This is a genomic window from Candidatus Leptofilum sp., from assembly GCF_965223525.1.
Taxonomy (GTDB): domain Bacteria; phylum Chloroflexota; class Anaerolineae; order Promineifilales; family Promineifilaceae; genus Leptofilum.
The window spans coordinates 736,822-756,988 of the sequence record NZ_CBDCWX010000005.1; the positions used below are offsets into that span (position 1 = coordinate 736,822).

The window sequence follows — 20,167 nt, forward strand, 5'->3', positions numbered from 1 at the left end:
TTTCACTGAGTATCCTTTTCCCCTAGCCAAATATCGATCTCAAAACGGGTGCCTTCTTCTTGGGGAACGTGGCGAATGGTTGCTTTGAGTTGATTAATCAACGTCATCACAATAGTGAGTCCCAAAGAAGGAGAGTTGTGAAAATCTAAATGAGCGGGCAAACCAATGCCACTATCCTGAATAGTAAGGTAAAGTTGCTGGTCATCCATTGCAGTAAGTTGAACCCGAACAAATCCCCCCTGGTTATTGGGGAAAGCGTGCTTGAATGCGTTGGAAACCAGTTCATTGATGATGAGGCCGAGGGGAACGGCCGTTTCTACACTCAAAGGCGTATTATCAACTTCTACATCCAGCGTTACCCCTCTGGCCATTTGCCCATACACGCGCGATAGGTAGCTTGTTAGGCTATGTACATAATCAGCAAAATCAATCTGCGCCAAGTCAATAGATTGATACAATTGCTCATGCACCAAGGCCATTGAGCGTACCCGACTGCGGCTCTCCTGAAACATCTCCTGCACATCGTCATCTTCTATGTAAGCCGACTGCAAATCCAGCAAGCTGGAAATCACTTGCAAGTTGTTCTTCACCCGATGGTGAATCTCCTTGAGTAAGACTTCTTTTTCCTGTAAGGAAGCCTGGATTTGTGCTTCAGCCTGTTTACGTTCGGTCACGTCCCTAACGACGCCCTGGATAAAGAGAGGCGTCCCGGCGTCATCTTCAACACGTTTTATTCTGACTTCGCAGATCCGCTTTTCTCCGTTCTTTGCAAGAACAGTCCGTATATAATGTGGTGTAATTCTGCCCCGAGTTGCTGCCCGAAATTTTTGATGTGCGTCATCAACCTCTTCAGGCACTGTGAAAAAGTCATACTTTTTACCAATCAACTCATCCAATGAATAGCCAGTCAGTTCACAGGCGCTGGCATTGGCTATCACGACTGTTTTCTCAAGGTCATATACCCAGATAGCGTCATTAGCATTGTCAAACAAGGCACGGTAGCGAACCACATTTTCATGTAATGTCTGTTCGGCTTTCTTAGCTTCACTAATGTCCTGCACCGTGCCAAAGATACGACTTACTTCACCTGTTGCATCTATTAACGGCCGTCCAATGGCCTGGAGGTGTTTGCGCTGCCCATTAGACAAGATAATGTCGTGTTCAATGGTATAAGGTTCCAGTGAGGCAACAGCTTCGCCAACGGCCGTCATCACCCGTTCAAAATCTTCCGGCGCCAATAAACTCTGGTATCGTTCCAGAGTAACTTCCTCTTTAAGCGGCAGCCCAAAGATACGGTACACTTCATCCGACCAGTAAACCTGTTGCGTATGGAGATTAAACTCAAAGTTCCCCAACTTGGCTATCTGCTGTGCTTCAAGCAAATTCGCTTCGCTCTGGCGCAAAGCCTCGTCAGCCAGTTTGCGCTCATGAATATCTTGAAAGACACCACGCAGCTTGATGACTTCTCCGTTTTGATAAACTGGAATGCCGATAGCCCGTACCCAAAGCCGCTTTTGCTTAGCCGTGATAATTTGCAACTCTACATCATATGCTTCTCCATCAATCGCCCTCTCCACAGCGTCTCGAATAACGGGTACGTGTTCTGGAGCATAAAACTCAATTCCTTCTTCAAGAATGGGCACATAGTCAAGCGGCACTTCATGGATCTCTTTAATCGTGTCCGTCCAGTAAAGTTCATTCGTCTGTAGGTCTAGCTCCCATCCGCCTGTCCGGGCTATTTGATTCGTGGCGTTCAGAAGTGCCTCACTGCGCCGCAACGCCTCTTCTGCCCGCTTACGTTCAGTAATATTGCGTACAAAAGAGATAACTTCATCTGAACCGCTTTTAACCATACGTGTCTCAAAAGTTTGCAGCCCAATGGGTACTTGTAAATCATACTCATAAGCTACCACTTTCCCTGTAGCAACCGTTTGTCGCATAACGTCTAGCATCTCCTGAACGACTTCTGGCGGCATCGGCATTTCTGTCATGTTCGTGCCAATAATTTCGGCCGCAGGCATTGCTAGCTGGGCTTGTTCTTCAGCCTTAAAGTCAAGAATGACCCCGTCCAAGCTTATGCGAAACATCATGTCGGGCATCGCATCAAGCAGGGCACGTTGCCGTGCTTCACTGAGGCGTAGCTCTTCCTCAGCACGTTTGCGCTCTGTTACATCTTGAATAACGGATATGGAGTATTTGTGTTCATTCTGGTTATCGTAATAAGCTGTTGCTGTGAGCAAAACATCAATAACATCACCGTTTTTCAAAACAAATTGGTAGGGAATATCCTGCACGTAACCAGTTTCAAAAAATTTGGGAACAGCCTCTTCAGTAGCATACTGCTTTGAGGTTTCGGTGAAGAAGTTGGCCACCGGACGGCCGATCACCTCATCATACTCATACCCCATTGTTTGTAGCCAATGAAGGTTGACATTGATCAAATTACCTGCCACATCAACTGAGTGCATCATTACAGGAGCACTGTTGTACAGGGTGCGGTAGCGGTCTTCGCTGTCTCGCAAGGAAAGCTGGGCCATTTTTAATTCATTTACACGCTGTTCCAGATCGGTGATGAGCTGGTTTAAATGGCCTGTCATTTTATTAAAGGCAGAAGCGAGGATGCCGATCTCGTCTTCTCGTTCAATATCGGCGGTTAGCGTGAAGTCACCATGGGCAATTTTTTGCGCTGTGGCTGTCAAATTTTGTAGGGGTTGAGTTAAGCCACGCGTAACGTAAAAAGCAACAATGACAGCGGCAGCAAGCGCAGCGATACCAAGCCCAATATCCAGCAAAAGTGACGCTTCCAGGCTGGCAAAGGCTTCTGCCTGGCTCTGCTCGGCTAACAGGGCAACCTTCAGTCTGGGCAGCCACCGATAAACACCAATGACAGGTGCCTGGTCATAGTTAGCGTACAAGCCCGCTGCATTTTGCTTGGCATCCAGAGCCTGATTGGCTCCCTCGCTACGCACAAAAATAACTGAATCGGCCGCCTGAATATCGGCCTCTACAGACAAGGCGTTGGTCAACAAGACGTGATTTGCACCCACCAAATAGGTTTCGCCTGTTTCCCCCAAACCAGATCGCTCCAGCATAATTTCATTGAGTGTGGTCATGCTGGCACGCCCAGCCAAAACCCCTAAGATCTTCCCTTGCCCATCCAAAACAGGCTCAGTCACGACAACAGACATCCGTAACAGTGTTGGCGAATAAAACGGGGGATGAACAAAGCTACCCTCTAAACCTTGTTGAAAGTAGGTTTGGTTGCTGTGAATGGTGCCAACGGCCGTTGCCCCATTAGAAAGTACAACGCGACCTTGCTGATCCATCAGAAAAAGTTCTTCAAAAAGACCCGTGTACTTGATCAGTTGCGTCCAGTTTTCTTGCACAAGCTGAACGGCCGTCTGTTCAGGGCTATCCACTGCCAACATCTGTACGACTAGATCACTTTCCGAGTTAGCGAGGACGGCCGTTAAATTTAGCTGCAAGCTATCTAGCCAGCGCTCAATTTCTGCTTCCTTCAAGGTAGCCACAGATTCCAACTGGCGCGTTACCTGTGTTTGCCCATCACGCCAGCTTACAACGGCCGTGCGTGCCGTAATCAGCACAACAGGCAGCAACACCAACAAGACGAAAGCCACCAACATTCGGGCTCTAATGGTGCGGAAACGGGAAAAGCGGCTCCACGGCCGCATTGTTTTTGAGGGTGATTCTGTTGTCTTCATACGCATCAATTACTCGCCTGTGATCCAACTCCAAATTTGGCTCAACCGTGAAATGTGAAATTTGTCTAGACGTGACAGCCACTTTAGAAGTGACTGTCACGTAACGCACACTTTCTGCCGATCGGCCCAATTTTTATGGTGCTACAAATTCATTTGTATACAACGTCGTTAAATCTAGTGGTGCTTCCAATAATTCATTTTCTATCAAGATCGATTGGGTCGTTTCCCAAATTGTGTCATCCATCAAACCAAGTGCTGATTGACCTGCATCAATAAGCGGAATCGAAGCCCTCATTTCTCGCTCGAGGCTGGCTTCGTCCAAAGATGGGTCAATTTTTAAGGTAGCAGCTACCGCTTCATCTGGATTGGCTAGGGCATACTCCCAACCGCGCATTGTGGCGCGCACAAATCGCTCCACTAAATCTGGATTTTCTTGCACTAAATTATCTGTGGTAAAGAGAATGTCGGAATAAATAAAGGCCCCATAATCATAAGCCAGGATCACATTTAGCTCATACCCTTCCGCCTCTAATCGAGCGACCTGTTCGGTTAAATAACCAGACCAGACATCTACCTCCCCATTCAAAAGCGGGGTCATATCAGATTCAAGAGGGAATATTTCAATATTGTCAATGGTTAAACCCGAACTATGCAAAACAGAATGAAGAAAAAGGTTGCCATTGGCAGAAGCAATCCGTTTGCCAGCCAGGTCAGCAGGCGTTTCTATATTGTTTTCGGCTAGCGAGAAGTAGGCAGTAGGGTTAATTTGAAAGATGGCGGATATTGCCTTGACTGGTTGACCCTCGCTAGAGGCTCTCAGGAGGGAATCGCCAGACCAAATACCAAACTCTGCCTGCCCCGACATTACTTCATCAACAACATTGATCACCCCATCCTCACCAAAACCACCAGGCTTAATGGTTAGCTCAATATTCTCTTCGGCATAAAACCCTTGTTCCTGGGCTATATAAACGCCCGCAAATTGTGCTGAATGCAGCCATTTCAATTGAATGGTTACCTGATCTGGTTCTGGCTGGGTACAGCTAACCAGAAGAAATAGAGCCAGCAAACCTGTCAATAACCAAATAAAACGTTTCATAATAAATCACCTCTTTTGCAATCTGATGAGCAAAGCAAAAAACCATCTCATCAACAATGTAATTATCGCAGAAAAGGGGGGCTTAATTGTTACTTTTGTGTAACAGCTTTGTGTCTATTTTGTTTAGGCAATCACGTTAGGAAAATCATGCGGGCGTGGTATATATAAATTACGCTGCGCGAAGCCGAACTATTTTAATATGGAACGATGACAGCACCATATCTTCCAAGTTGAGTTTTTAAACACTTTCCAACTGTTTATTTTTCTGCCAAATCTTCCAGCGCAGCCAAGGCTGCTTCGGCACGGCCGTTTTGGACAAAAACGTGGTCGTGGTAGTAGGCGGCGATGACGTTGGCGCTGATATTGTGTTCGGTGAGTTTGGTGGCGATAACGGCCGTTAACCCCACCGCCTCCAAGCTGGAATGCACCGACAGGGTGATGCACCGGAACACACCTTCGTACTTGACGTCGTGGGCGTCGGCGCGGTGTTTGGGAATGACGAGAGTGAGTCCTTCTGCTTCCATGAAGGAGGCAATGGGTTGTAGTTTGGTGTGGTCACCGTAACGGCCGTTTTCAAACGTACAAAACACATATTCCTCATCATGCAGCTTGGGTGCGAGCGTAGCCAGCATTTTGCTTAAATCAGTTTCACCCGCCATCTTATTCGTCTACCAGACCTAGTTTTTCCGGGATGTGGTCGGTGTCGAAGGGGCTGAATGAGAGACGGCCGTCCGCCTCAAGGCGCACCTTCAAAATGGAACCATTGGGCATTGGCATGCCCCGTGAAAAGTTGAGATACCGCTCCATCGTGTGCCGATTGGCCTCACGAAAACCAGACAGGTGCATCCACAAATAGGCTCGCAAAAAGAGGCCATGACTGAACAAAGCAATAAATGATTCAGGCGTGTTGGCAAGCTGCTCATCCAGCGCATGTACCCGCGCCAGCAGCTCGGCAAAGGATTCGCCTTCGCCCCCCTCTTTTTCCAGTGGATCCATGCGCTGCCAGTACGCCATTGCCTCTGGCCAACGCTGCTCCCCGGTAGTGCCATTGTATTTTTCCGGGTGCAGATAGCTGAACTCGTAAACGGGCCATTCAACGACAGGGATTGGGTTGAAGCGGCTGATGGTGGGAACGGCCGTTTGCCGGGCGCGAATATAAGGTGACACTACAATCAAATCAGGCTTGCGCGTAAACGCCTCCGCCAAATATTCTGATTCTCTATGCCCCTTGTCTGTCAATTCTGATTTTGCTGGATGCAACGTCGGCAAATTCGCATTCGATATGCTTTCCCCATGCCGGATCAACCACACTTCTTTACTCATTTCCCCTTCCTAACTGAAAAATTTTGACTATTTTGAAATTATTGGGATTAGCAACGAATTAATGCGAATGAACCGAAAATTCGCATTAATTCGCTGCAAAATTGTCACCCGAATCTTTTAAATCTGCGATGCTTTGTTTTATGGATTCACGTACGATTCTACCAAACCTACCAGCGCATCATCAGGATTGCCATACCGTTCTTCCACCAAATCTTCGCCAGAACCGGTGGAGAACATGACAAACGAAGGGCATTCATCCATGAACGTCTCAATGGTTGCTGTGCCCACAACCTCGCCTGTCTTGGCCGCATAAATGGTCAGCTCGTACATGGCATCGTAAATTTCCACGGTGCCTTCCCGCTCCTCTTCATCAATTTCATACCCTTCGCAGGTGTCTACCAGCGTGGTTTCCGTCCGGGCCAGGCACCCAACCAGCTCAATGTCGCTGAATGGTTGGTCTACGGCCGTTGTCCACGCTTCTGGAATATCTGTTTGCGAGGGGAACATAATGTCGTAGATGTCGCCATCAAAGGAATTCTGACTGTACAGAGCGATTTTATGCGGGCCGCTGCCGCTGGCATCATAATCAGCGGCGGCTTCGATGACCGTGCCTGTACAAACGCCAGCCAGGTGGAAACTTTTTAGCTCCGCCGGGTCGCTGGGCGGGGTATTGCCACCACCATCACCGCCGCACGCCGCCGCGCCAATGCCGATAAGCAAAAAGAATATGAGAATGAACGTTTTTTTCATGAGGTGCCTCCTGAGCATGTGAATCTAGTTTCAATAAATCAACGCACATTATCAGCAAAATATGACGGATAAACTGTAAATGTGTTGACAACGGCCGTTTGGAAAGCACCCTCCAATTGGCTACAATGCAGGTATGGATCTGTTTGCACACGGCCGTCAGGCTCAAATTGAAAAAGAGTCCCCGCTGGCTAACCGGATGCGCCCCCGCACGCTGGATGAATACGTGGGGCAAACCCACATCATGGGGCCAGGGCGATTGCTGCGCCGCGCCATCCAGGCCGATCAGCTTTCTTCGCTCATTTTTTACGGGCCACCGGGCACCGGCAAAACCACCCTGGCGATGGTCATTGCCAACACAACCGAGAGCCATTTCATAACGATAAATGCAGTCCTGGCAGGCGTGAAGCAGATTCGTGAGGCGATTGCCACGGCACAGGAGCGGCGCAATTTGTACGGCCAGCGCACCACGCTCTTTGTGGATGAGGTGCATCGCTGGAACAAAGCGCAGCAAGATGCGCTGCTTCCCCATGTAGAAAATGGCACCATCATTTTGATTGGCGCGACGACGGAAAATCCCTACTTTGAAGTGAACAAAGCCCTTGTCAGCCGCAGCCGCATTTTCCAGCTACGGCCGCTCACGCAGGACGATTTGCGCCAGATTGCCCAGCAAACCCTCAGCGACCCAGAGCGGGGCTATGGCAATCTAAACGTTCACATCGAGCCAGACGCGCTGGAGCATTTGGTGGATGTGGCCAATGGCGATGCGCGCGGCGTGCTGAATGCTCTAGAGTTGGCGGTAGAGACGACGGAAAAGGGGGAAGACGGCCGTATCCAAATCACCCTTGAAGTCGCCGAAGAATCCATCCAGCGGCGTGCTGTTTTGTACGACAAAGAGGGAGACGTCCATTACGATACCATCTCCGCCTTCATTAAAAGCCTGCGCGGCTCCGACCCGGACGCAGCTCTCTACTGGATGGCCAAAATGGTGTACGCAGGCGAAGACCCCCGCTTCATCTTCCGCCGCATGACCATCTTTGCCGGGGAAGATGTGGGCATGGCCGATCCGCAGGCGATGGGCGTGGTCACCGGCTGTTGGCAAGCCTTTGAGCGCATCGGGATGCCCGAAGGCCGCTTCCCGCTGGCGCAAGCGTGCATCTACTTGGCCACTGCGCCCAAGTCCAACTCCGTTTTTGCCTTTTTTGCTGCGCTCAGCAGCGTGGAGAAAGAGCAGGAAGCAGACGTCCCCAATCATTTGAAGGACGGCAACCGGGATAGCGAAGGCTTTGGGCATGGCAAGGGCTATCTCTATCCACACGCTTACCGCGACCATTGGGTAGCGCAGCAATATTTGCCCGATGCGCTGCAAGGCAAAATGTTCTACGAACCGAGCGACCAGGGGTACGAGCGGCAGATTCGGGACGAGGTGGCGAGGAAACGGGAAGCCCAACTAGCGGCGATGCTAGAGACTGGAGACTTGGGACTAGAGATTGGGGAGATTTATACGACCAGTCCCAAAAACAAGGGGAAAGAGGCGTGGCTACAGCGGACGATTTCTCAGGCGGGGCAGGCGTTGGGGCAACAGCGGGAGCAACTGTTTGAGCTAGCGGCGGTGCAGCGGCACCATCTGGTGCTGGACGTCAACGCGGGCAGCGGCTTGCTCACTTGGGAGGCGGTGCGTCGCGCCCCGGAAGGTGCGGTTTATGCGCTGGCCGCGGCCACCACCGACGGCGAAGCCCTGCGCCAACAGGCCGAACGTTTGCCAGAACTGGAACGGCCGTTCATCCTCATCGGGGATCTCACAGAGCTAGACACCCTACTCGCCCTCCGTGGCGAGGAAAATCTCCAATTCGACCGCATTCTCGCCCGAAACCTCTTTACGCAACACGCGATACGCAATATCAAACCAGAAATCCTTACAGCTTTAGCAGATAGGTTGCTGCCAGACGGCCGTTTCTGCCTCATCCAAACCATCCCCAAGCACGGCCAGCGACTGCACCAACTAGTCGATTGGTCTGGCGAGACGAAGACGCTGGCGAAGAAAGTCGCAAAAGCCGAGGAAGCAATCTACGCAGACGAAAGCGATCCGCTAGTGAATTGGGACGAAACTGACGTGCGGGTTGGTCTGGAATCCGCTGGATTTACCATTGCTACCCACCAGCTAGACCGCGAAAAAGGGCAACGGCGTCTCACAAAAGCCCATTTAGCACGTTGGTTTGGTGAAAATGGAGATGGTACATACGGCCGTCGCTTGCAAGAAGCTGGTTTGAGCGAGAAAGAGATTAATAAAGTTCACGTCCTATACAAAAGGCAGTTGGAGGAGCAGGTTGTGGGGTGGGAAACGGCCGTACTCTATTTAGTTGCCCAATAAGCAGAATGCTTACTGTGCATTTGAGGCAAACAGATCCACGATGTTGCCATCAGGGTCTTTAACCTGAGCGTAACGCTGACCCCAAAAGGCATCCCAGGGTGGTTTGTGGCTTTCGTAGCCTGCGGCAACCACGTCTTCGTACAGCTTGTCTACCTCGGCGGGGCTGTCACACAAAAAGGCCATGCCCATGCGGTGGCCGACTGGTGTCTCCCATTCATCATTGAAGCTCAAAATCACATCTAGCGTATCCCAAGCTAAGCGCAGGCCACCGGGCAGCGTTACCTCCACATGCCCCTCACTGCCTGCCTCGGTCGGAATTTCCAGCCCCAACAGCCTGTAAAAATTCAGTGATGCGACTATATCTTTTACGACCAATCCAATTAAATCTAGTTTTGCCATTAGAAAATCCTCCGTTGTCTACTCACCCTTCGGCAATAGCTTTTGGTACGGTAAATATTGTTTCATCCACGCTGTTCAAGGTAATTGTGTGGAAATCCAGCACAAAATCGCCGCTGCTGTCTGTAGCGGTTACCTTACTGGGCAGTCTGATGCCCTCAATCGTTTGCCACTCGTTGAAAACGGTTTGCACCGTCTCGCCTGCCTCGCCATTGGGGTTGACGATGACAAAACCCGCCATCAAGCCTGTGGCTTGGTCAAAGTAGAGGGTGCAGGGCTTCTCCAGTTCGTCGAGGGCTTGAATGGTGGCGCAGCGTCTTCCGGCAAAATCGGACTCTGCGCCAATGGCCATCTGGCCAAAATAATCTGGTAAGGTGAGCGGCATCATCTGGAATTCGTGGCCGCGCAGCATGGCGATGCTGGCTTTTGCCAACGGCCGTACCCCACCCGTTTCGGGGTCATCTCCCCAGGCATACTCACTATTGACAATGCCGCTAAAAGGCGGCATCCCAGGCCAAGTTTGCAGAAAATGCAACCGCTGCTGGCGTGCCGACTGGATTTCGGTGGTGTAATCGCCGTGGGGTGAGGTGCAGTTGGCTATGGCGTGAATAGATTGGATGGTAACGGCCGTTGCCTCACCACCCATCGCCTCAATCTGTTTTGTCATTAGGTGTTCAGGTGTTTGGGTCATTTTTTATCTCCAAAAGTGCCAGCGCAAAACGAGAACATTTGTGCTGGATTTTACCCTAGATTTTGGGTTACACAAGGCCAAAAGCGCGGACTGGGAAGGTGCCGAAGGCTTTCACTTTGACCGGCACGGCAAAGAAGCGAAAGTTATCGTCGGGAAGAGCGTGGAGGTTGGTGAGATGTTCGGCAATGGGGATGTCGTGTTTGAGCAAGGTGGAATGAACGGGGCGGTTCCCGTCTTCGGTGTTATCAATATTCAATGAGTCAATGCCCACCAGTGCCACGCCGGATTTTTGTAGGTAAACGGCCGTTTCCGCCGTCAAAAAGGGGTGTCCTTCAAAATATTGCTCACTGTTCCAATGCTGCGACCAGCCCGTATCAAACAGGACGGCTTTCCCCTGCACATTTTTGCCTTGCAGCAGATCGGGATGGAGCGAACGGCCGTAACTCTCCGGCATCCGCACCACCACACAATCCAGATTCGCCAGCGAGCCGAGGGGTAGCTCCGACAAATCCTTGCCGTCGGCATAACGATGGAAGGGGGCATCAACGTAAGTGCCCGTATTAGCCACCATCTCAATCTTGCCAATGTGAAACTCTGTGCCGTCAGCGTAATGCTCTCGTGACGCTTCCCGGCTGAGAAAGTCGCAGATTATTGGCGCGGGCAAGCCTTTGTAGGTCACTAAGCCGTCAGCGACGGTGTGGCTGACATCAATCAACTTCCTACCCATATATTGATTCCTTTTTGATAGTTAAAAGTTAGTAAACGGCCGTTTGAACCCCCTATAATTTGTGATACGCTACGAACAATTTAGCGTTGTGGTGGAACGTTAGCAAAGTAGGGAGACAGCCAATGAATAGAAAAAAGAGTTTACCAACCAACGTGATGGGTTACACCGTTGGTGAAGAGATTGCCAACAGTATAACGCATGGCATTGGTGCTGCCCTCAGCATTGCTGGCCTCACGCTGCTGGTTTCCCTGGCTGCCATCTATGGCGACGTGTGGCGTGTGGTAAGCTTTAGCATCTACGGCAGCAGTCTCGTCTTACTCTACCTTTGCTCCACGCTTTACCATAGCATTCAACACCCAAAAGCCAAGCGCATTTTGCGGATTTTTGATCATTCGGCCATTTACCTCCTCATTGCGGGATCGTACACGCCATTTACCCTGGTGAGTATGCGTGGGCCCTGGGGCTGGACGTTGTTTGGCGTCGTGTGGGGATTGGCACTGCTGGGCATTGCCTTCAAAACGGTGTTCATTGGCAAATATGAGAAGTGGGCAACGGCCGCTTACGTTCTCATGGGCTGGCTGGTGGTGATTGCCTTCAAGCAAATGCTCGTGACCGTACCGCCGGGGGGCATTGTGTGGCTGGTGGTCGGCGGCGTGGTCTACACCCTAGGCGTGCTGTTTTACGCTTGGGAAAAGCTCCCCTACAACCACGCCATCTGGCATCTGTTCGTGTTGGGTGGCTCCATTTGCCACTTCTTTGCTGTTTTGTTTCACGTCCTGCCAGCACAGCAATAAAACTCATTGATAGCGGATCATTTCTGAGAAGCTAAAGGCCCTCTTTTGTTTCCGCTACTAGCTGATCAACCACTGCCTTGAGTGCCTCCTCCCGATTCTCATCGCCGCCGTGGGCTTTGTAAGTGGCAATTTGTCGGTCAGCACTGGTGCCATTACGTAAGATAGTGTGCACATATTCCACTTCTTGGCGGCTCCCCAAATCGTCTACAACATCATCTACTATCTCTAGCAACTCTTCCATGAGGTCGGAAAATGGAACCGATTCTTGCTTGCCAAAATCAATGAGTTCCCCATCAATGCCGTAGCGCACGGCCCGCCACTTATTTTCGGTAATGTGGATGTGCCGATATTGTCGCCAGGACATATTTTGCCGCCGCAGTTTGAGCAGCTTGGCACAAATGGCCTGGAACAAGGCAGCAATGCAGATGGCTTCATCTACTTTAGTACAAATGTCGGTAATGCGGAACTCCAAAGTGTCAAAGACGGGATGCGGCCGTATATCCCACCAAATTTTTGCCCGCGTATCATCTTTGCCAAACGCGCCGACCGTGCCCAGCGTGCGCTCGTAATTTTGGTACTCTCCCCAGGAGGTAAACGAGTGCGGAATGCCCGTGCGGGGCAGCGATTCAAAGACGACGCTGCGATAAGAACGAAGACCTGTGTTACGACCGTGCCAAAATGGCGAACTGGTTGAAAGTGCCAGCAAGTGGGGAATAAAATAACGCGCCTGATTCATAATTTCAATCATCAGGTTCTTTGATTCCAAATCTGCGCCAAAGCCAACATGCACATGCATACCAAAAATGAGCAGCCGCTTGGCCACCCCCTGCATATCGTCCAGCAGTTCTTTGTACCGCACCCCCTCTGTAATGGACTGTTCGTCCCATCGCGCAAATGGGTGGGTAGATGCAGCAGCAATAGCCAAACCATTTTCCTCGGCCAATTCACAGACGGCGCGGCGTAACCGGACAACCTCTTGTCGGATTTCGCCAATGTTCTGGCAAACATTGCTGCCCACCTCCACCTGCGACTGCATCAATTCAGGCATCAAGCCCAGGCTAACCTGTCGCTGCTGATCCTGAGACAAAAATTCGGAAATATACGCATGGAGATTCCGACTTTTCGGATCAATGATCTGATACTCTTCCTCAATTCCCATGGTAAGTGGCGGGGTCGGTACGGACATTTTTTTCTCCTATTTTGTGGACACAGTAAAGCGTAAGCGAATTGCTGGAAAGATTATAAAGGGGGTGGGGAGGAGTGTGCAAGTATGCAAGTTCTCAAGTGTTTAGGAGTTCAGATTACTTGAATACTTGAACACGAAACACGCTTACACTCATTTCCGCAAAAACTCAACTAACAACCGCACGCCATAGCCCGTGCCGCCGCGTGGGGTCAAGGCGTTGCCTTTGTCAGTTAGAGCCATGCCAGCAATATCTAAATGTGCCCAGGGGTAGCTGGTAAACTGCCTAAGAAACATGGCGGAGGTGGCCACGCCACCAAAACGGCCGCCGCTGTTTTTAATATCTGCCACGTCTGATTGGATGGCTTCTTTGTAATCGTCCCACAGGGGCATGGGCCAGACGCGCTCGTGTACGGCCGTACCCGCATCAACCAATTTATCCCGTAAGCTATCGTCTGTACTGAACAAGCCCGCCGCCATTCCCTTACCTAGAGCCACCACGCAAGAACCCGTCAGCGTGGCCAAATCAATGACCGCTTTAGGGTTGTATTTTGCGGCGTAGACCAGCCCGTCGGCCAGCACCATGCGCCCCTCGGCATCGGTGGAGATGATTTCGATGGTGATGCCGTTGCTGGCGGTAATCACATCTGCCGGACGGTAGGCGTTGGCATCTGGCATATTTTCGGTGCAAGGGGCAATGCCGATAACCCGCAGCGGCAGGTTCATGGCGCCCACTACTTTCATCGCCCCCAAAACGGCCGCAGCGCCACCCATATCAGACTTCATCGCTTCCATGTTGGCCGAGGGCTTGATGGAGATACCACCGGTGTCGAAGGTGATGCCCTTGCCCACCAGCACGATCGTATCCAAATCTTCCCGCTCGGCATTGTGTTCCAGCACGATAAATTTGGGCGGCTCACCTGCACCTTTGGCCACAGCCAAAAAGCCACCCATGTTGCGCTCGGCCGCCCAGGCACGATCCCCAACGATGAGCTTGAGGTTGTGATCGTTGGCGATGGTGACGGCCGTATCCGCTATTTTGGTCGGCGTAGCCACATTGGGCGGCATGTTCACCAGGTCGCGGGCAATGGTCACCCCGGCCGCAATGGCCTGCGCCTGGATGCTGCCTGCTTCAATGGCGGCCAGCTTGCTGCCATCAAACTCCACAATCGTGAGCGACTCGATTTCGTGCGGCGGTTCAGGCTCTTGCCGAGTGGCGGCAAAGCGGTAAGTGGCCAATAAACTGCCTTCTACCGTCGCCTGTGCTGCGGCCGTCACATCTAGGCCACCGACGCCCGCGCCATGCACAATCGTGGCCACGTTTTTGGCCTTGAGCTTGTGTGCTTGTTTAATGCCATTGGCCGCCGCCTGCCGCACGCCCTCCAGATCAAAGCCGTCTCGCTTGCCTAAACCAACCACCAAAACGCGCGTCGCCGCCATCGCCCCTCGCGGGTAGAGCACGCCAACCTCACCCATCTTGCCCGTCAGGTCACCACTGGCAATCAGTTCGCTAATCGCGCCGTCCAAGGCCAGATCAACCGCGCCCGTTGCGCCACTTGGCGTTGTCACATCATCAAACAGGTTCACGACAATGGTGTCAGCTTCACTAATTTGGATTTCTCTTTGAATAATTGATACTTTCATTTTCCCTCTAATTTATATTAGTGCCATTCCTGTTACTTGCATAAATATCAAAATTGCCATTATTATGTAATAATTTAGTTAGATGCAAAACTCTCGACTAGAAACAAAATTGCATCACAGCGCGTAATTAAAATAAGTCAGGTTGGACAATTCTCAAAGTGAGATAGATATATGAGCGAGTTTACTATATTGGATTGGTTTGTAATTGGAGCTGCTATAGGTCAAATATGTGCCGGACTTGGTGCCGTAGTTGCCGCCATTTTATCATTTATCACTGTTTTTCAGATCAGGCAACAACTTTCGCAATCAGATCAGCAGGTTAAGGCTATGGATTTAAATAATGAGCTTCAACGAGCTCAATATCAAGCCACTTTTGGCCCCAAAATCATGATAGAGTGGAAAAAATATACTACTTTTCTACCAAAGGGGAACATAATAGATTTTTTCCCACTTGATGCTCAAGAAGTTGCTAAACATGGTAATAATAGCATGGGACAAATATGTAGAGAACTTAAAAAATGGTGGGCATCGCAATCTCCAATGGCAACCCCTTATAAATACATATCATTAGATATTAAAAACGTTCAAAATATAACTCAATCAGGAACAGCCGTAGAGGTGAGAATTAAACTAAAGGTAACTGTAAAGAATCACAACTTTACAGATTTTCCTGAAACTACCAAGGCAACAATTCGGATTGACTTAGATGTTTGTGAGCCAGGCAGTCACATTATCATTCCAATTCGCGTTGAGGGAGTTCCAGTGAAGGGTTTCATTGTCGAAATAATGGATTTTGATTATGAGTTTGATGAACAAAGGCTGAAAGCATTTTCCGGTAGAAAGCTGTATTCTCTTGGGGAAGATGAATTTCAACAAGGATAATAAAATGTCAGATAGCAAGAATGTGCTACACAATCTTCCACGAAGAAAGTTAAACGAACCTTTTGTGGGAAGAAACAAAATTTCTAGTGTTGTGCTAGATTTATTACTTAATAATCCTCGTGCATTCTTAATTGCAATTTCAGGAGTAGCAGGTGTTGGAAAAACTTCATTAGCCTTGCATATTGCACATAAACTTCTGGATGCTACTGATGCTTCTTTTGAAGTTATAGTATGGGCTAGCAGCAAAACTGAACTTGTTGATAAAAGAAGGAATGTAGAAGAAATTGATGAAGCATTTATCACTAAAGACCTTGAAGACTTATTAGACGTTATTGCTAAAACTTTGGATATAAATTGTCATGGATACTCAGTTCCTGACAAGGAAGACAAAATCAAGTCATTTCTTCAAGGAAATAAAATTTTGCTTATTATAGATAATCTTGAGTCTCTTGAGCAAGATGCTGCTGCTGAAATATTACGGTTTGCAAGGAGTATTCCATTTGATAATAAATGTTTAGTTACTTCCAGAATAGAAATTCAGGGTGAAGGAGAACATCTTATAAGATTATTTGCGCTTTCGTTTGAAGAGTGTGTTGAACTAATTAATGCGGAACAAGGAAAAGAAAAAATTTTTGAGCGGTTAAATTTAGATCGAGGTTTAATGCTGGAAATCTATCATGGTACTGGTGGTATACCGTTAGCAATTAAATGGATCATGGCAAAAATACGTGCAACTCGAAGAAAAGATTTAACAGGTTTGATTCCAGAGATATTGGATAGTTTATACACAGCAGAGAATGTGTTGGCCTATTGTTTTCAACAATTGTTTCGCAGCTTATCAGAGAGAGCGAAAGAGGTTCTAATGGCAATGTCTCTTTTGAATAATCCAATCGAAATAGAAGCTATTCAAACAATCTGTGAAATTGAAACTTCTAGACTTTTTGACGCTCTAAGGGAGCTAAAAACCCGATCGTTAATCGAAGAGACAACCAATAACCAAGTTACCATCCTGCCTCTCACAAAAAGTTATGCTAGCTGGCACCTTAATCATAGATCCTCTTTGCGTGAAAAACTAGAATCAAATTACGTTAAAATCTATGACACAAAAGAATACAAACATTAGCCCTCAAATTTAGTCGGCGACATTAACGTAATCATAGAAAGGAGAAATATGAACATACTGGTCATTGGTGGAACGCGATTTTTGGGACGCGCCATTGTGGATGCGGCTTTGGCGGCCGGGCATGAAGTAACGCTATTTAATCGAGGGCAGAGCAATCCAGATTTGTACAGTGGGCAGGTGGATTTGTTGATTGGGGATCGAGATGGGGGGCTGGAGGTGTTGAACGGCCGTTCCTTCGATGCCGTCATTGATACCTGTGGCTACGTACCCCGGCTGGTACGTGATTCGGCTACCGTGCTAGCCGATGCCGTGAAGCAATATGTGTTCATTTCCAGCATTTCTGTCTATCCATTTGAGGCGATGCGTGAACCGGGTTTGGCAGAGGATACGGCCGTTGGCACCATGGAAGACGAAACGGTGGAAGAAGTCACGGGCGAAACGTATGGTCCGCTAAAAGCATTGTGCGAGCAAGCAGCCGAAGCCGCGATGCCGGGGCGCGTTTTGAACGTGCGCGCCGGGCTAATCGTCGGGCCGCACGACCAGTCAGACCGCTTTACCTACTGGCCTCACCGCGTGGCCCAGGGTGACGAAGTGCTGGTTCCAGACTCGCCAGATTACCTGACACAGTTCATTGACGTGCGCGATTTAGCGTTGTGGATTTTGCACATGGTAGCCCAGCAAAAAACGGGCAACTACAACGTCACCGGGCAGGCGGGAACAATCACGCTGGGCGATGTTTTAGAGACGTGCAAAGACGTATCTGGCAGCGACGCTACGTTTACTTGGGTGGATGAGCCATTTTTAACCGAGCACGCGGTGTCGGCGTGGATGGATTTGCCGCTGTGGGTGGGTAGTGAGCTGCCAGGATTCAACCTGGTGAATTGCGACAAAGCGTTTGCAGACGGATTGGTTGTACGGCCGTTAGCCGAAACAATCCGGGACACCTTAACCTGGCAAGCCACCCGCCCCGCTAACCATGAATGGCGTGCCGGTATAAGCCGCGAACGGGAAGCGGAACTGCTGCAAAAGTGGCATAATCGCTAACTATGCTGCAAAAAGAAGAAGCGGGGATTGTTTATTTTGAGTTTGAGAGCTTTGGCAGTTACGGCCGTAGCCAGCACGCTATCTTTTCCCGCCAAGGTGGGGTGAGCCAGCCGCCCCATGACTCCTTAAATTTAAGTGTGAGCGTGCCGGATGAGAAAACGGCCGTCTACACCAATCGCACCAAAGCGTTTGGGCTGTTTGAGCGGCAAAATGATACTGTCGTCCACGCCCACCTGGTACACGGCAACGAGGTGGCTCGCGTGACACAAGCCGACAACGGTACCTGGGTGGAGCACGTGGATGCCCTCATCACCAACGAACCGGGCTGCGGCCTGACGATGAACTTTGCCGACTGCACCCCCATCCTGCTGGTTGATCCGGTGCAGCACGCCATTGGGCTAGGCCACGCAGGCTGGAAAGGCACGGTAGTGGATTTGCCGGGGGCAATGGTACGCGCCATGCAGCAGCAGTTTGGCAGCAATCCGGCTGGTTTGCTGGCGGGCATTGGCCCCTGCATTAGCTGGGACAATTACGAGGTGGATGAACCGCTCGTCAGCGAGGTGAAGGCGGCATTTGCCAATTGGGAACTGCTATTGAGAAAACCAGAGGGGAAGGGGAACGGCCGTTACCATTACGATCTTCCCGAGGCAAATCGCCAACGATTGCTGCAAGCTGGCGTCCAACAAATTGAAATGCCCGGCCTCTGCACCGCCGACCGCACCGACCTCTTCTTCTCTCACCGTGCCGAAAAAGGTAAAACTGGCCGTTTTGGCTCCATTTTTGTGCTATCCCCTTAATATGGAAAAGTATTAGGGCTTTGTCCGTATTTCATGTTTCGTATTGCGTGTCCTGCAGATGCTACGCAATACGAAATACGCAATATCTCCCAGAAAATCTCCTAAATTCTCAAAAAGCGTTTTCTTTCACGCTGTACAAGTTTGAACGGCCGTCCTTCCCCACCTGTTCAATAACATCGCAACGAGCCAGCGTGTAGGTGATGCGCTGAGCCAATTTAGTGCGAATTTTGGCAAGTTTGGCAAGCTGTTTGTTGGTAAACGGCTGGGGTAAATCGGGCGGCAGCAGGGCAAGCAGATCCGTTGGCGTGGCGAAGGTGTGCATTTCTACCACATCCAGCAGGCGATGATCGTGCAGGCTCCACCCTTTGCGCCGCCAGCTCCCTTGGCCGTCATCGCGCCAAATCTCTTCTTGCTGGGTCAGCACCGCGCCTACCACCAAATTGGGATGCGGCAGCAGGTGGGGTATTCGCATTAGTTCAGAGAAGAGGTCAAGCGGTTGCCCTTTTTTGGGGGATTTACGGCGGCTGATGGGGTAGCCAACGGCCGTTTCCCTCACAATCCACTTTTCCTGAGCAATGGGGTGCAGCAGCAGCACCGGATGATTGTCCAGCAGCAGCCCCAGCTTGCGCTTCATCGCCCCAAAGTGGCGTGTCTGAATCTCGATGAGCTGCTCGCCACGCACAATGTCAATGACAAAGCCGTCCACCTTTACCTCGAACTGGTCGGTGGAACGGCCGTACCATTCCTTAATACCTGCGTGCAGCGATTTTTCTGCCAAAGTCCCAATCTTGTTCATAAATTTTTTAGCCACAGATTTCACGGATTAAGACCCTAAATCTGCGAGAATCAGCGAAATCTGCGTATTGTTTATGGTTTGTATAAGCCCCAATCGTCCAGGAACCAGCCATTATTTTCAATGGCCCAGCGACCCCGCATAGCCGCGCCAACGGTAACCGTTTGCGGGCTGGAAATGGTGAATGTGGTCTGAAAGCGGTTTTTCTGGCCGAATTCAGGCAACAGCCAGCCAGTCGTGCCGTTGCCAGCGATCAGCTTCACTTCGCCAGAAAGTGGGTCTGGTGCCCAGATTTTCTGGCCATTTTCATACCCTATCACCAGATCAGGAAAAACGTGGATGACGAGAATGTATGTGCCCGGTTGCAGAGAAACGGCCGTTGTCAACTCAAACTGAATCGCCCCAAAACCCTTAAACACCTTCACTGTCTGGTTGCCATCCCAAATGAACAAATCATGCTCTTCTGGCGGTAAAAATGCCGACGATAGCACCCGCATCTCTGGCCGCACCCACGCATTCCACGGGTCAGGGTCTAGCGCATTATCGCCTTCGGCATAGGCAAACTGCCATCCTTCAGGAATTTGCAGCTCTGGCACGTTGTCAATGTGATACCACCCCTGCTCAAAAGAGCTATTCGGCAGCAAGTTTGGCCCTAATGATGGGCGTGAAACCAGCGGCAAATAGAGGCGTTCATCTTCACCAGCGTTGGTCGGTTGGGAACGGCCGTACACACTCAAAACTAACACCCAAAATGTAAACAACAGCCCGATCACTCGCCTAGATCGTCTCATTATTCTTCTCCCTGAACAGGCGGATTCTAACAGAATTTGG

Annotated in this window: 18 protein-coding genes; 6 read left to right on the top strand and 12 right to left on the bottom strand. The window is 50.1% G+C overall.

All coding sequences use genetic code 11. The features are described from left to right. Window positions 1–2: 2 nt before the first annotated feature. From ACOQPM_RS08625 to ACOQPM_RS08645, 5 genes are all read right to left on the bottom strand, one after another. Window positions 3–3,728: a PAS domain S-box protein gene (locus ACOQPM_RS08625; RefSeq protein WP_420628846.1), complete on the bottom strand. Its 3,726-nt coding sequence runs from the start codon at window positions 3,726–3,728 to the stop codon at window positions 3–5. A 127-nt stretch (window positions 3,729–3,855) separates the two neighbouring features. Continuing rightward, the gene (locus ACOQPM_RS08630; protein ID WP_420628847.1) at window positions 3,856–4,821 is read right to left on the bottom strand and encodes an ABC transporter substrate-binding protein; all 966 of its coding nucleotides are present in this window, start codon (window positions 4,819–4,821) and stop codon (window positions 3,856–3,858) included. 257 nt (window positions 4,822–5,078) lie between these two features. Further along, window positions 5,079–5,480: an ACT domain-containing protein gene (locus ACOQPM_RS08635; protein ID WP_420628848.1), complete on the bottom strand. Its 402-nt coding sequence runs from the start codon at window positions 5,478–5,480 to the stop codon at window positions 5,079–5,081. Window position 5,481: 1 nt separating this feature from the next. Next, a complete protein-coding gene (locus ACOQPM_RS08640) occupies window positions 5,482–6,144 on the bottom strand; it encodes a histidine phosphatase family protein (RefSeq protein ID WP_420628850.1) in 663 nt (220 codons plus the stop codon). Between the two features lie 138 nt (window positions 6,145–6,282). Then, window positions 6,283–6,894 carry a hypothetical protein gene (locus ACOQPM_RS08645; RefSeq protein WP_420628851.1) on the bottom strand — a complete coding sequence of 204 codons (612 nt, stop codon included), beginning with the start codon at window positions 6,892–6,894 and terminating at the stop codon, window positions 6,283–6,285. A gap of 133 nt (window positions 6,895–7,027) precedes the next feature. On the opposite strand from ACOQPM_RS08645, the gene ACOQPM_RS08650 reads away from it, so the two are divergent. After that, window positions 7,028–9,262, top strand: coding sequence for an AAA family ATPase (locus ACOQPM_RS08650; protein ID WP_420628852.1), 2,235 nt, complete (start codon window positions 7,028–7,030; stop codon window positions 9,260–9,262). Window positions 9,263–9,271: 9 nt separating this feature from the next. Here ACOQPM_RS08650 and ACOQPM_RS08655 read toward each other — a convergent pair whose 3' ends face one another. From ACOQPM_RS08655 to ACOQPM_RS08665, 3 genes are all read right to left on the bottom strand, one after another. Then, complete coding sequence (locus ACOQPM_RS08655; protein ID WP_420628853.1) at window positions 9,272–9,661, bottom strand: VOC family protein; 390 nt, start codon at window positions 9,659–9,661, stop codon at window positions 9,272–9,274. A 22-nt stretch (window positions 9,662–9,683) separates the two neighbouring features. Next, window positions 9,684–10,349, bottom strand: a complete 666-nt coding sequence (locus ACOQPM_RS08660) for a hypothetical protein (protein WP_420628855.1) — start codon at window positions 10,347–10,349, stop codon at window positions 9,684–9,686. 67 nt (window positions 10,350–10,416) lie between these two features. After that, the gene (locus ACOQPM_RS08665; RefSeq protein ID WP_420628856.1) at window positions 10,417–11,076 is read right to left on the bottom strand and encodes a cyclase family protein; all 660 of its coding nucleotides are present in this window, start codon (window positions 11,074–11,076) and stop codon (window positions 10,417–10,419) included. Between the two features lie 122 nt (window positions 11,077–11,198). Between ACOQPM_RS08665 and trhA the strand changes: the two genes are divergently transcribed. Next, complete coding sequence (gene trhA, locus ACOQPM_RS08670; RefSeq protein WP_420628857.1) at window positions 11,199–11,870, top strand: PAQR family membrane homeostasis protein TrhA; 672 nt, start codon at window positions 11,199–11,201, stop codon at window positions 11,868–11,870. Window positions 11,871–11,901: 31 nt separating this feature from the next. Here trhA and ACOQPM_RS08675 read toward each other — a convergent pair whose 3' ends face one another. Together ACOQPM_RS08675 and ACOQPM_RS08680 are read right to left on the bottom strand one after the other, a co-directional pair. Further along, the gene (locus ACOQPM_RS08675; RefSeq protein WP_420628858.1) at window positions 11,902–13,056 is read right to left on the bottom strand and encodes a carboxylate-amine ligase; all 1,155 of its coding nucleotides are present in this window, start codon (window positions 13,054–13,056) and stop codon (window positions 11,902–11,904) included. A 150-nt stretch (window positions 13,057–13,206) separates the two neighbouring features. Further along, a complete protein-coding gene (locus ACOQPM_RS08680) occupies window positions 13,207–14,697 on the bottom strand; it encodes a leucyl aminopeptidase (protein ID WP_420628859.1) in 1,491 nt (496 codons plus the stop codon). Window positions 14,698–14,868: 171 nt separating this feature from the next. Between ACOQPM_RS08680 and ACOQPM_RS08685 the strand changes: the two genes are divergently transcribed. From ACOQPM_RS08685 to pgeF, 4 genes are read left to right on the top strand one after another with little or no spacing between them, the layout of a single operon-like run. Beyond that, the gene (locus tag ACOQPM_RS08685) at window positions 14,869–15,579 is read left to right on the top strand and encodes a hypothetical protein (RefSeq protein ID WP_420628860.1); all 711 of its coding nucleotides are present in this window, start codon (window positions 14,869–14,871) and stop codon (window positions 15,577–15,579) included. Window positions 15,580–15,583: 4 nt separating this feature from the next. Then, window positions 15,584–16,702, top strand: a complete 1,119-nt coding sequence (locus tag ACOQPM_RS08690; RefSeq protein WP_420628861.1) for an NB-ARC domain-containing protein — start codon at window positions 15,584–15,586, stop codon at window positions 16,700–16,702. 48 nt (window positions 16,703–16,750) lie between these two features. Then, entirely contained in the window at window positions 16,751–17,746 is a 996-nt protein-coding gene (locus tag ACOQPM_RS08695; RefSeq protein WP_420628862.1) for an NAD-dependent epimerase/dehydratase family protein, read from the top strand. 2 nt (window positions 17,747–17,748) lie between these two features. Further along, window positions 17,749–18,543: a peptidoglycan editing factor PgeF gene (gene pgeF, locus ACOQPM_RS08700; protein ID WP_420628863.1), complete on the top strand. Its 795-nt coding sequence runs from the start codon at window positions 17,749–17,751 to the stop codon at window positions 18,541–18,543. Window positions 18,544–18,652: 109 nt separating this feature from the next. Here pgeF and ACOQPM_RS08705 read toward each other — a convergent pair whose 3' ends face one another. Continuing rightward, window positions 18,653–19,339, bottom strand: a complete 687-nt coding sequence (locus ACOQPM_RS08705; protein WP_420628864.1) for a hypothetical protein — start codon at window positions 19,337–19,339, stop codon at window positions 18,653–18,655. 71 nt (window positions 19,340–19,410) lie between these two features. Then, window positions 19,411–20,127 (bottom strand): hypothetical protein, encoded by a 717-nt coding sequence (locus ACOQPM_RS08710; protein WP_420628865.1) that lies wholly within the window; start codon window positions 20,125–20,127, stop codon window positions 19,411–19,413. Window positions 20,128–20,167: the final 40 nt, after the last annotated feature.

What these genes read in the sequence shown, in the direction of transcription:
- ACOQPM_RS08625 (WP_420628846.1), bottom strand. Translation starts at nt 3,728, where the DNA reads ATGCGTATGAAGACAACAGAATCACCCTCAAAAACAATGCGGCCGTGG.
- ACOQPM_RS08630 (WP_420628847.1), bottom strand. Translation starts at nt 4,821, where the DNA reads ATGAAACGTTTTATTTGGTTATTGACAGGTTTGCTGGCTCTATTTCTT.
- ACOQPM_RS08635 (WP_420628848.1), bottom strand. Translation starts at nt 5,480, where the DNA reads ATGGCGGGTGAAACTGATTTAAGCAAAATGCTGGCTACGCTCGCACCC.
- ACOQPM_RS08640 (WP_420628850.1), bottom strand. Translation starts at nt 6,144, where the DNA reads ATGAGTAAAGAAGTGTGGTTGATCCGGCATGGGGAAAGCATATCGAAT.
- ACOQPM_RS08645 (WP_420628851.1), bottom strand. Translation starts at nt 6,894, where the DNA reads ATGAAAAAAACGTTCATTCTCATATTCTTTTTGCTTATCGGCATTGGC.
- ACOQPM_RS08650 (WP_420628852.1), top strand. Translation starts at nt 7,028, where the DNA reads ATGGATCTGTTTGCACACGGCCGTCAGGCTCAAATTGAAAAAGAGTCC.
- ACOQPM_RS08655 (WP_420628853.1), bottom strand. Translation starts at nt 9,661, where the DNA reads ATGGCAAAACTAGATTTAATTGGATTGGTCGTAAAAGATATAGTCGCA.
- ACOQPM_RS08660 (WP_420628855.1), bottom strand. Translation starts at nt 10,349, where the DNA reads ATGACCCAAACACCTGAACACCTAATGACAAAACAGATTGAGGCGATG.
- ACOQPM_RS08665 (WP_420628856.1), bottom strand. Translation starts at nt 11,076, where the DNA reads ATGGGTAGGAAGTTGATTGATGTCAGCCACACCGTCGCTGACGGCTTA.
- trhA (WP_420628857.1), top strand. Translation starts at nt 11,199, where the DNA reads ATGAATAGAAAAAAGAGTTTACCAACCAACGTGATGGGTTACACCGTT.
- ACOQPM_RS08675 (WP_420628858.1), bottom strand. Translation starts at nt 13,056, where the DNA reads ATGTCCGTACCGACCCCGCCACTTACCATGGGAATTGAGGAAGAGTAT.
- ACOQPM_RS08680 (WP_420628859.1), bottom strand. Translation starts at nt 14,697, where the DNA reads ATGAAAGTATCAATTATTCAAAGAGAAATCCAAATTAGTGAAGCTGAC.
- ACOQPM_RS08685 (WP_420628860.1), top strand. Translation starts at nt 14,869, where the DNA reads ATGAGCGAGTTTACTATATTGGATTGGTTTGTAATTGGAGCTGCTATA.
- ACOQPM_RS08690 (WP_420628861.1), top strand. Translation starts at nt 15,584, where the DNA reads ATGTCAGATAGCAAGAATGTGCTACACAATCTTCCACGAAGAAAGTTA.
- ACOQPM_RS08695 (WP_420628862.1), top strand. Translation starts at nt 16,751, where the DNA reads ATGAACATACTGGTCATTGGTGGAACGCGATTTTTGGGACGCGCCATT.
- pgeF (WP_420628863.1), top strand. Translation starts at nt 17,749, where the DNA reads ATGCTGCAAAAAGAAGAAGCGGGGATTGTTTATTTTGAGTTTGAGAGC.
- ACOQPM_RS08705 (WP_420628864.1), bottom strand. Translation starts at nt 19,339, where the DNA reads ATGAACAAGATTGGGACTTTGGCAGAAAAATCGCTGCACGCAGGTATT.
- ACOQPM_RS08710 (WP_420628865.1), bottom strand. Translation starts at nt 20,127, where the DNA reads ATGAGACGATCTAGGCGAGTGATCGGGCTGTTGTTTACATTTTGGGTG.